Annotated in this window: 9 protein-coding genes and 1 pseudogene; 3 read left to right on the forward strand and 7 right to left on the reverse strand. The window is 67.4% G+C overall.

The window, feature by feature from the left end; all coding sequences use genetic code 11:
* From MFF42_RS16980 to MFF42_RS16995, 4 genes and pseudogenes are all read right to left on the reverse strand, one after another.
* Window positions 1–183: pseudogene (locus MFF42_RS16980) on the reverse strand (threonyl-trna synthetase); the annotation flags it as partial.
* Window positions 184–210: 27 nt separating this feature from the next.
* Window positions 211–564 carry a hypothetical protein gene (locus MFF42_RS16985; RefSeq protein ID WP_003596841.1) on the reverse strand — a complete coding sequence of 118 codons (354 nt, stop codon included), beginning with the start codon at window positions 562–564 and terminating at the stop codon, window positions 211–213.
* Between the two features lie 5 nt (window positions 565–569).
* On the reverse strand, window positions 570–3,818 hold the full coding sequence (locus MFF42_RS16990) for an efflux RND transporter permease subunit (RefSeq protein WP_003596840.1): 3,249 nt from the start codon (window positions 3,816–3,818) through the stop codon (window positions 570–572).
* An 11-nt stretch (window positions 3,819–3,829) separates the two neighbouring features.
* Complete coding sequence (locus tag MFF42_RS16995; protein WP_003596839.1) at window positions 3,830–5,203, reverse strand: efflux RND transporter periplasmic adaptor subunit; 1,374 nt, start codon at window positions 5,201–5,203, stop codon at window positions 3,830–3,832.
* A gap of 654 nt (window positions 5,204–5,857) precedes the next feature.
* Here MFF42_RS16995 and MFF42_RS17000 point away from each other — a divergent pair.
* A complete protein-coding gene (locus tag MFF42_RS17000) occupies window positions 5,858–6,085 on the forward strand; it encodes a hypothetical protein (RefSeq protein ID WP_003596837.1) in 228 nt (75 codons plus the stop codon).
* 223 nt (window positions 6,086–6,308) lie between these two features.
* Here the strand turns inward: MFF42_RS17000 and MFF42_RS17005 are convergent, their stop codons facing one another.
* The gene (locus MFF42_RS17005; RefSeq protein ID WP_003596834.1) at window positions 6,309–6,572 is read right to left on the reverse strand and encodes a hypothetical protein; all 264 of its coding nucleotides are present in this window, start codon (window positions 6,570–6,572) and stop codon (window positions 6,309–6,311) included.
* Window positions 6,573–6,850: 278 nt separating this feature from the next.
* On the opposite strand from MFF42_RS17005, the gene MFF42_RS17010 reads away from it, so the two are divergent.
* Window positions 6,851–7,546 carry a YoaK family protein gene (locus MFF42_RS17010; RefSeq protein WP_012455875.1) on the forward strand — a complete coding sequence of 232 codons (696 nt, stop codon included), beginning with the start codon at window positions 6,851–6,853 and terminating at the stop codon, window positions 7,544–7,546.
* Between the two features lie 8 nt (window positions 7,547–7,554).
* Here the strand turns inward: MFF42_RS17010 and MFF42_RS17015 are convergent, their stop codons facing one another.
* Together MFF42_RS17015 and MFF42_RS17020 are read right to left on the reverse strand one after the other, a co-directional pair.
* Window positions 7,555–8,886 carry an ATP-binding protein gene (locus MFF42_RS17015; RefSeq protein WP_003596830.1) on the reverse strand — a complete coding sequence of 444 codons (1,332 nt, stop codon included), beginning with the start codon at window positions 8,884–8,886 and terminating at the stop codon, window positions 7,555–7,557.
* Window positions 8,883–9,629, reverse strand: coding sequence for a response regulator transcription factor (locus MFF42_RS17020; RefSeq protein WP_017484348.1), 747 nt, complete (start codon window positions 9,627–9,629; stop codon window positions 8,883–8,885). Before MFF42_RS17020 ends, MFF42_RS17015 begins: the two co-directional genes overlap by 4 nt.
* A gap of 525 nt (window positions 9,630–10,154) precedes the next feature.
* On the opposite strand from MFF42_RS17020, the gene MFF42_RS17025 reads away from it, so the two are divergent.
* Window positions 10,155–10,418, forward strand: a 264-nt coding sequence (locus MFF42_RS17025) for a flagellar basal body rod protein FlgC (RefSeq protein WP_238256806.1), incomplete at its 3' end; no start/stop codon positions are given.

A 10,418-nucleotide genomic window follows, 5' to 3' on the forward strand; every position in this document is an offset into this window, starting at 1 on the left:
CGGCCGCCAACCCTGCGGGTAGTACAGGGCCGTCAAGTTCGCCTCGCGGTCGACCTTCAGCGGACGGGGCACTTCGGAGAGCGGTCCCCACGCAAGGCCGAACGGCGCCTCGCCCGCATCGGCGGCGAGGGCCGGGACGACCGCGAATGCGGCCGCGTGAAGGACGCGCAGGTGCCACCTCATCGCTCGGTCTCCCGTCGGACCCGGTTCCTAGGACGCGGGTCCACGCAGTCGGTGGTAGAGGGCACGAACCGCGTCCGAGTAATCGGTGGCCGGATTGGCCGCGCAGAACGTGCGTAGGAAGTCCGCCTGGGCGGCCAAGGGCATGGAGGGCGGCGCGAGGTCCAAGCCCTCGTCGACCCCGTCCGGCGCCCGGATCAGCGCGCCGCTCATGAACCCCTGCGCCCAGGCGAAGTAGTCGCGCTCCATGGCTGGCTGCGCCGCGGCATCCGCGCCGAACCGGGCACAGGAGGCGGCACCGATGCCGACGATCTTGGTCGGCTCGGCCTGAACGGCCATGGTCAAGCCGAACCACACGAGCATGCCCGACCGGACCCTTCCCATCGGGGCTACTCCGCCGCCTTGAGTTGGCGAGGAACCGACGGCGCCGGGCGCTCAGCCGCTGCCGTGGTCTCGACCCTGCCGAAGCGCGCGTACAGGGCCGGCAGGACGACCAAGGTCAGCAAGGTGGCGCTGATCAGGCCACCGATGACCACGGTCGCGAGCGGCCGCTGGATCTCGGCGCCGGTTTCCGTGGCGATGGCCATCGGCACGAAGCCGAGCGAGGCGACGAGCGCCGTCATCGCCACCGGCCGCAGTCGGATCATGGCGCCTTCGAGGATGGCCTCGCGCTTGGGCCGTCCCTCGGCGACGAGTTGCTTGATGAAGGTCAGCATCACGAGGCCGTTCAGCACCGCCACGCCCGAGAGCGCGATGAACCCGACCGCCGCCGGCACCGAGATGGGCATGCCCCGCAGCCACAGCGCCGCGATGCCGCCGGTCAGGGCCAGGGGCACCGCGCTGAACACCAGCAGGGCGTCCCGGGGCGAGCCCAGCGCCGAGTAGAGCAGCAGGAAGATGAGGAAGAAGCAGACCGGCACCACGATCATGAGACGTTGCTTGGCGGAGGCGAGGTTCTCGAACTGGCCACCCCAGGTGACGTAGTAACCGGACGGAAGCTGGACCTGTGCGGCGACCTTTCCTTGCGCCTCCGCCACCAGCGAGCCGATGTCGCGGCCGCGCACGTTGGCCGTCACCACGACCCGACGCTTGCCGTTCTCGCGCGAGATCTGGTTCGGCCCCTCGGTCACCGAGAACGACGCCACCTGCTTGAGCAGGACCGAACTCGCCCGTCCGTTCAGCCCCGGAGGAAGCGGCACCGGGATGTTCTCCAATGCCTCGCGGTCCTCGCGCACCTTGTCGTTCAGGCGCACGACGATGGGGAAGCGCCGGTCGCCCTCGAACACCACGCCGGCATCCTTGCCGCCGATGGCCGCGCCGATGACCTCCTGGATGGCGCCGACGCTGAGCCCGTAGCGGGCGGCCTCGGCCTTGTTGATCTTGATTTCCAGGAACGGCAGGCCGGCGGTCTGCTCGACCTTGACGTCCTCGGCCCCGGTGATGCCGCGCAGCACCTGGGCGACCTGATTGGCCGCCTTGAGCATCGGCTCGAACTCCTCGCCGAACACCTTCACGGCGAGGTCGCCGCGGGTGCCGGCCAAGAGCTCGTTGAAACGCAGCTGGATCGGCTGGGAGAACTCGTAGACGTTGCCGGCGAGTTCGCCGACCGCCTTCTCGATCTGCTCCTGCAGGTCCGCCTTGGACAGGCTCGGGTCGGGCCATTCCTCCTGAGGCTTCAGGATGACGAAAGTGTCCGACGAGTTCGGCGGCATCGGGTCCGATGCGACCTCCGCCGTGCCGGTTTTCGAGAAGACGTAGGCAACCTGCGGGAATTTTGACACGGCCTGCTCGACCTTCAGCTGCATCGCTTGGGACTGGGTCAGCGAGGTCGAGGGGATGCGTGTGGCGTTGAGCGCGATGCTTTTCTCGTCGAGCTGCGGGATGAACTCGGTGCCCAGGCGTGTGGAGAGGATTCCCGCACCGACGAGGAGCAGGAGCGCTCCGACGACGAAGGCGACGGGCGCGCGGACCGCAGCGGCCAGCACCGGGCGGTAGGCTGCCTTGAACGCACGGATGATGAAGTTGTCTTCCTCGGTGACCTTGCCGGTGATGACGATGGAAATCAGGGCGGGCACGAAAGTCAGCGAGAGGACGAAGGCGGCCACGAGCGCGATGATGACTGTCAGCGCCATCGGCTCGAACATCTTGCCCTCCACCCCGGTGAAGGTCAGGAGCGGGACGTAGACCAGGATGATGATGGCCTGCCCGTAGAGGGAGGGCTTGATCATCTCCTCGGCCGAGGCCCGCACCGTCTGCAGGCGCTCCTCGGTGTCGAGGCTCCGCCCGAGTTCGTGCTGCTTCTCGGCGAGGTGCCGCAGGGCGTTCTCGGTGATGATGACCGCCCCGTCGACGATCAGGCCGAAGTCGAGCGCGCCGAGGCTCATCAGGTTGGCCGAGATCTTCGCCTCGACCATCCCGGTCATGGTCATCAGCATGGCGACCGGGATGACGAGCGCCGTGATGATGGCCGCGCGGATGTTGCCGAGCAGCAGGAACAGGATGACGATGACGAGGGCGGCGCCCTCGGACAGGTTCTTGGCCACGGTCTTGATGGTGGCTTCGACGAGGCGGGTACGGTCGAGGACGGTCTGCACCTCGACCCCCGGCGGCAGCGACTTGCGGATCTGCTCCATGCGTGCGTCGACCGCGGCGGCGACCTTACGGCTGTTGTCTCCGATCAACATCAGGGCCGTGCCGATCACGACCTCCTGGCCGTTCTCGCTGCCGGAGCCGGTGCGCAAGTCCTTTCCGATGCGGACCTCGGCGATGTCCCGGATGCGCACCGGGACGCCGGCACGGGTGGCGACGACCACGTCGCCGATCTCGTCCATGCTCTCCAGGCGCCCGGCGGCGCGAACGACGTAGCCCTCGCCGTTGTCCTCCAGGTAGCGGGCGCCCTGGTTGGCGTTGTTCGTCTCCAGGGCGCGGGCGACGTCACCGAAGGACAGGTCGCGGGCGGCGAGCTTCGTTGGGTCCGGCTGGACGTGGTACTGCTTCTCGAAGCCGCCGATGCCGTCGATGCCGGCGACCCCCGGGACCGTCTTGATCTGTGGGCGGATGATCCAGTCCTGGACCGTGCGCAGGTAGGCGGTCTGCTCCAGTTCCGTCCTGAGGCTCTGACCTTCCGGCGTCAGGTAGCTGCCGTCCGGCTGCCAACCGGGCTTACCCGCGGCCGAGACCTGGCGCTCGCCCGGCTTGGCGTAGTGGATCGACCACATGTAGATCTCGCCCAGGCCGGTCGAGATCGGGCCCATGGCGGGCTCGGCGCCGGGCGGCAGGTCCTGCTTCACCTGCGAGAGGCGTTCGGCGACCTGCTGGCGCGCGAAGTAGATGTCGAGCTTCTCCGCGAAGACGGCGGTGACCTGCGAGAAGCCGTTGCGCGAGAGCGAGCGGGTGTATTCCAGCCCCTTGATGCCCGCGAGCGCGGTCTCGACCGGGTAGGTGACCTGCTTCTCGATGTCGACGGGCGAGAGCGAGGGCGCGGTCGTGTTGATCTGGACCTGGTTGTTGGTGATGTCCGGGACGGCGTCGATGGGCAGCTTGGTCACGGCATAGCCACCGAATCCGGCCGCCAGCAGCGACAGCAGCAGCACGAGCCAGCGCTGGTGGACGGAGAAGTCGAGGATCTTCGAAATCATGGCCCGTCCCCTCAATGCGCGTGGTCGGCTTCGCTCTTTCCGAGCTCGGCCTTGAGGAGGAAGGTGTTGCCGACGGCGATGGCCTCGCCGGGCTTGAGACCCGAGGCGACCTCGTAGGCGTCGTCGTCGGAGCGCCCGAGTTCGACCTCGCGCTTCTCGAAGCCCTCGTCTGTGCGGACGAAGACGACGCGCTTGCCCTCGACGGTCTGGAGGGCCGCCTTGGGCACGCTCACCGGAACGGCATCCCGCGAGATCTCGACCTCGGCGGTGACGTAGGTGCCCGGACGCCAGGCCATGTCCTTGTTCGGCAGGGCGACGATGACCTTGGCGGCACGCGTGTCGGCGGTGAGGAAAGGACTGACGAAGACGACCTTGCCCTTCTCGTGCTGCACGCCGCCCTCCTGGCCCGGCGCGACCGTGACGGACGCGCCTTCCTTGACCTTGGCGAGTTCCGAGGTCGGAACGGCAAGTTCGATCCACACCGTTGAGAGGTCGGCGACGGTGTAGAGGTCGGAAGGGTCGCCTTCCTTGCCCACCGCGGTGCCGACGTCGACCTTTCGCTCGACGATGCGCCCCGACATCGGCGAGCGCAGTTCGTACTGGCGCAGGCTCGACAGGTTCGGGGTGGTCTCGTCGCGCTTGGCCAGCTTGGCCACCGCCGTCGCGTCGAGCCCCAGCGCCGACAGCTTCTGCCGCGCCAGATCCTGGCGCAGCGTCGCCTCGGAATAGACCGCCTTGGCATTCAAGAAGGCGCTCTCGGCCGAGATCCGCTTGTCCCAGAGCGCCTGCTGCCGTTCGAAATTGGTCTTCTCCAGGTCGGCCTTCACCGAGGCGGTGAGGTACTCGCTCTTGGAGTCCGCGACCTCGCGGCTATCCAGGACGGCAACGACCTCGTCCTTCTTGACGGCGTCGCCCAGGCGCTTGCGCATCTCGGCGACGGTGCCGACGACCCGGGCAGGGACCCGCGCGATCCGGTCGGTGTCGGGCGTGATCGTACCGGGCACCAGGATATGGCGAGACAGCATGGCGCCCTCGGCTTTGGCCACCTTGATGTCCTGGTTCTCGATCTGCTCGGCGGTCATTTTGACATGACCTTCCTCGCCTTCGGCCTCGGAGTGGTCATGCTCGCCTTGGGTCTGCTCGGCCCCGGGCTTACTGGCCGGCTTGCCGTGACCGTGACCGTGTCCGTCGCCCGCGGCGTGGCCCGCCTCGCCGGGGGAAGCCTCGGCGGAATTCGCGGCGGTGGGGCCGCTGGCGAGGTTGAAGACGGTCGGCGGCAGGCCAGCCGATATCAACAGCCCCTGGACGAAGCCGGAGACGGCGGGAACCGCAGCGCCCACGAGGACGCCGACGGCCAGGATGAGGGCGGTCAGGATGATGCGCATGATGCCTGCTCGGGCGTGCCGGAAGCCGATGACGGACATGCCGGACAATCGCGGTCGGTGACGTGAGGAGACGGCTCGGGTCGGTCGGACCCGGGTTCGTGACGCGCCGCCTTCGCGGCGTCACCTCAGGCGCGCGGCGGCCTTGGCAGGCGGTCGGGAGAGACCGAGGGCATCCTCTCGGACAATCTGGCGTAGGAGGGGCGCGTTCCGTCGGGGAGCGGGGCATCGCCGGCGACGGTCGTGCTCAAGGCGACGTGGCAACCGCAATGGACGTGGTCGGCTGACCCGGGGTCGGAGGCATGATCCAGGCCAGACACCGTATGCGGGACGAGCGAGAGTTCGCTCCTGTCATGGCCTTGACGGCCCTGGTGAGAGACAAGGTCGTCCATGAGACCGGCGCCGGGCATCGCGATGGCCAGCGCCAGGACGAGCGCGAGGGCGGCGGTTGCCCACCACCCCGTCATCGCTCCGAAGCTCATATGGCGCCGCGCCGAAGTCATCACCGTCCTTATCTGCGATTCCGAGGCTGTGTCGCAAGCTGCGGTCGCCCGTTGTGGTGAAGGCTTCCCTGGTCGGAGGATACTGAATGGTCGCTTCACGCCCCGTTCAAAGCCGTCGGCAGAGCCTTGTGCGACCAGCAAGGAATTTTCGTCCATGAAACGTCGCTTGATCACCCTGACGACCGCTGCCCTCGCATCGGTCCCCATGACCGCGTCGGCCCAACATTACGGCTACGGACCACCTCCCCACCATCATGAGGAGGTGCGCCGCCACCATCACGGCGACCACGACCACGTGGAGGTTCGTCGCCATCATCACGACGACCGGGACGAGAACCGCCACGGCTTTGAGCGCCACGATCACCGCGAGTTCGACGACTGAACGTTTCGGTCGACCGAACCATGGCGGACGCCCGCCCCGACTTGCGTCGAGGCGGGCGTTTCCACGATGCGTGAGGGGGCTGTATCGCACCGTGAAAAGTCGTCCGGGCAAGGGGACGCCGCGAGCGCGTAGCCGAGGCCCGTTGCCAGGAGCGCGAAGACGACGAGCAGGGGCAGCAATCGCATCGCGCGTCTCCCGCTCATCGTGTCACCTCGTGGGAAGCTTACTTCTTGCCGGGCTTATCCTGGCTGTGCCCGTGCGCGTGGCCGTCGCCTTCGCGGTGCGCGGGCTTGCCGTCCGGGCCTTTCTCCTGCGCCTCCCGCACCCGCGGATCGTCACGGTGGGCGGGTCCGCCGGAGACGTCGCCCGAGTTCGGGACGCTGCGCTCCGGATTGGAGGCGTTGCCGTGCCCGTCGACCGCGAGGGCGGGCGTGGCCGCTCCGGCCAGCATCGCGGCGGTGAGAACGGCGGCAAGCGTACGCTTCATCGATCTGTATCCCTTCCATCGGCCACATCGGCCGCTTGAGGAGTGGAGATAGCCGACCCGTTTGACTGCCGTTCGCCGCGTTCGTGACGAAGTGTGTCAGGCGCGCGTGCCGACACACTTCGTCAAGGTCGAGCAAAGCCTCGGCCATGGGGTCGACGTATCCCTACCGGCTCCCCGCAGGACCGGACGCCGGGTCGAACGCGACCCCGGCGAGATCCGACGCGGCAGCGACAGGTGGCCAAGTGGACAGATCTTTCCCGTCGAGACCCGAGACCCGCGTGCCCCTGGCCGTCGCGCTGGCATTCCTGGCGGGTTCGGCCGACTCGATAGGCTTCCTGGAACACTCTCAACTGTTCATGTCGTTCATGAGTGGGAACACGACCCGGTTCGGCGTCGCGGCCAGTTCCTTCGATTGGTCGGGCGTCACCAGGTTCGGCAGCACCATCGCGCTGTTCTGCTTCGGTGCGTTCGCCGGCACCCTTGTTGCGGCTTGGGCTGGGCGGTGGCGTCTTTCGGTCCTGCTCGGCGCGCAGGCCGTCCTGCTGTCCATCGGCAACCTCCTGCCGGAAGCTTCCGATGCGTTTCCTCTTCATGCCTATCCCGTCGTCCTTGCCCTCGGCATGCTGAATGCGACGCTGCAGGATGAGGCCGGGCGGAGCCTCGCCCTGACCTACGTCACCGGAACCGTCGTACGTTTCGGGACCGGTTTGGCGAACATGGTCCTGCACAAGCCCGCGCCGTCGTTCTGGCTCCAGGCACCGCTTTGGGCGGGCCTGACGCTTGGCGCGGTCGCCGGCGGCTTCATCCAGAAGGCCCTTGGTCCCGATGCCTTCCTCGTTCCGGCGGCCCTGTCCGCGTCGCTGGCTGTCGCAGGCATCATCCTCACGGTGGCACTGCCTGGGAGCGGCTATGTCTCGAACGAGCGGTCGGCGCAGCCGGACGCGCACCCCGACGCACCGGCGACCGCCCGGTAGGCCGCGTCTCAATCGCGTCCCTTCGCCCTCGGCAGGCGGATCTCGGCCCGCAGGCTGCCCTCTGGCCGGTTCGACAGGACGAGCGTGCCGCCGTCCGCCTCGACCGCGCGCCGGGCGATGGTCAGTCCGAGCCCCGTCCCGCCCGTGTTGCGGTTACGCGACCCCTCCAGCCTGGTGAAGGGCTGGAAGGCCCGGGCGACGTCCTCCGGCGCGATGCCGGGGCCGTCGTCGTCGATGCGCACCACCAGGGTCGCCTCTTCGATCTCGATGCCGACCCGGACCCGGATCCCGTAGCGCACACCGTTGTCGACAAGGTTCTCGACCGCGCGGCGGAAGGCAACGGGACGTACCGACGCCAGCGCCCGGCCGGGGCCGTCGTAGCCCACCTCGCGGCCCACGTCCGCGGAGGCGTCGGCGACGCTCATCAGCACGCTCGCCACGTTGACGACCTGCCGTGCTTCCGGGTCGGCTTCGCCACGCAGGTACGACAGCGTCGCGTCGATCATGGCCTGCATGTCGTCGAGGTCGGCAGCCATGGCACGGCGGTCCGCAAGGTCATCGACCTTGTCCAGGCGAAGACGGAGCCGGGCGATCGGCGTGCGCAGATCGTGCGAGACCGCCGCCAAAGCCTGCGTCCGTTCCGCGACGAGGCGGTGGATGCGCCCTTGCATCGCGTTCAGCGCCCGACCGATCCCGCGCGTCTCGTCCGGTCCGACCTCAGGCACGGACACGACCGTACCGTGCCCGATCCGGACGGTGGCGTGCGTAAGTTCCCTGAGCGGGCCGGCGATCCGGTGCACCAGCACGACGGCGGCGACGCCGACCAGGATCGCCATCGCGGTGGCGAGGTACGCCCAGGGTGCAAGGTGGACCAGGTGAGGCGAATGGGCGGACCGGAAGGTCAGGAAACTGCCGTCCGGCAGCGGGAAGGCGCCGCGCAGGTCCTGTTGGTGCAGCGGCTCGTCCGGCGCCGCCAGGGCGAGCGCCAGACCTGGGCCGAGCACGGGCTCGATCTCCAGGACGCGTTCGCGCAGATCGCGCAAGGCGGGGTCTGTCTTGCCCGTCTCGGCGGATTCCCCCCGCTCCCAGCCTATCTCGAAATGACCCGACGAGAGGGCTTTTGCCTCGATGCCGCGCTCCCCCGGCGGTCGCCGCAGTACCGCTTCCCGCGCCAAGACGAGCTGTCGCGCCACTTCGTTCGCGAACGCCTCGTCGGCCGCGGCCGACGCCGACTGACGGTACAGCAACAACGCGCCCCCGTGGACCACGAGTACCGCCAGCAACAGCACGGCGACGGTGCGCCCCTCCAGGCTGCGGGCAAGATCGACCAGTTGTTTCACGCCCGCTCGACCTTGGCGGCCATCATGTAGCCGGAGCCGCGAACCGTCTTGATCACGGGGAGCGTGCCCTCGGGCGGTTCGAGCTTGCGCCTCAGGCGGCTGACCAGGGTGTCCACGCTACGGTCGGACGGGGCGGCGAGCCGTCCGCGGCTCATCTCCAGGATCTGCTCGCGGCCGAGCACGCGCCCGGGATGCTCTAGGAACACCATGAGTAGGTCGTGCTCGGCCCCCGAGAGGTCTACGGCAGCCCCCCCGGGATCGGTCAGCTGCCGGCTGCGCAAATCGAGCCGCCAGCCGGCGAAGGTCAGAACCTGTGCCCTCTCCGCCGCGGTGGCGGCCGGCGCGATGGTGGTCCGACGCAGCACCGCGCGGATGCGGGCAAGGAGTTCCGGCCGGCCGAACGGCTTGGCGACGTAGTCGTCGGCTCCGAGTTCGAGTCCGAGTACCCGGTCCGCCTCCTCGTTGCGGGCGGAGAGCATGATGACCGGCACGGTGCCCTTGCTGCGCAGCGCCCGCAGCAGATCGAAGCCGGAGGCGCCGGGCAGCATCACGTCGAGCAAGACGAGATCGACCGACTTCCCGGGCAGAAGCGACCACATCTCGGCGCCGCTGCGGCAACCGGTGACGCGGTAGCCGCTCTCCCTCAGGAGTCGCGTGACCAACACCCGCATGCCGTCGTCGTCTTCGATCAGGAGGATGTGCTCCTGTGCGCAGCCCGCTCCCGGCCTGTCATCGCGTTCCATCAGCCACCGTTTCATCCATCGCCGCGGGGTCCATTGCGAACAAAGTCTCCGTCAGATTCAGATAACGCATCAGGGGACTCTCATCGAGTGGGCCACGAACGTCAATGAAGTCACTTGTATAAATTTTGCATATTTTATATTGTCGATACGACTGCTCGACCAAAAATACGACCAATTTGATTTGATAGTATGCTCTATACATAATTAAATGTAATTTACGAGGATATCAAAATTTTGAAGTCAGAAGCGGTCGATGCCGGGTGAGTACAAATCGGCCTATGGATCCGGCTGTCGCGGAGGTGCGAATGGAGCGATCCGATGCTCGTTCGCCCGATTTCCCGGAAAAGAGCTGAACGGTGGTTCGAAGACATCGCCGAATACTCCTGAATTCGGACGGGCCGGCGCTCGGATTACTCTAACACCATGAGGCGTGAATTAACCTTTTTTTAACTCTAACTCATTAGATTTGATTAACAAATTTGTGCACGCCGGGACAGGATGCCGGCAAGAGGGAGGCTGGCGGCGATGAAGGACGACATTTCCGGGCCAAGCTTGGCGTCTGCCGCCCTACGCATACATCAGGGTCGCATGCGCGTGTCGGTCGAGAATATTGCCAACGCGCGTTCCACGGCGTCCGCCCCAGACGGCGAACCCTATAGGCGCAAGATTGCAGTGTTCGAGCCGATCACGGGCAACACCGAAGAGGCACCGGCCATCCGTATCGTACGCGACAAGACCGAATTCCCGACGGTTCATAGTCCTGGACACCCCGCCGCCGATGCTGGCGGC

Origin of the sequence: Methylorubrum podarium (assembly GCF_022179745.1) — a bacterium.
Lineage (GTDB): Bacteria > Pseudomonadota > Alphaproteobacteria > Rhizobiales > Beijerinckiaceae > Methylobacterium > Methylobacterium podarium.

Excerpts from the sequence above, each read along its gene's own strand:
- MFF42_RS16985 (WP_003596841.1), bottom strand. The coding sequence starts at position 564 with ATGGGAAGGGTCCGGTCGGGCATGCTCGTGTGGTTCGGCTTGACCATG.
- MFF42_RS16990 (WP_003596840.1), bottom strand. The coding sequence starts at position 3,818 with ATGATTTCGAAGATCCTCGACTTCTCCGTCCACCAGCGCTGGCTCGTG.
- MFF42_RS16995 (WP_003596839.1), bottom strand. The coding sequence starts at position 5,203 with ATGCGCATCATCCTGACCGCCCTCATCCTGGCCGTCGGCGTCCTCGTG.
- MFF42_RS17000 (WP_003596837.1), top strand. The coding sequence starts at position 5,858 with ATGAAACGTCGCTTGATCACCCTGACGACCGCTGCCCTCGCATCGGTC.
- MFF42_RS17005 (WP_003596834.1), bottom strand. The coding sequence starts at position 6,572 with ATGAAGCGTACGCTTGCCGCCGTTCTCACCGCCGCGATGCTGGCCGGA.
- MFF42_RS17020 (WP_017484348.1), bottom strand. The coding sequence starts at position 9,629 with ATGGAACGCGATGACAGGCCGGGAGCGGGCTGCGCACAGGAGCACATC.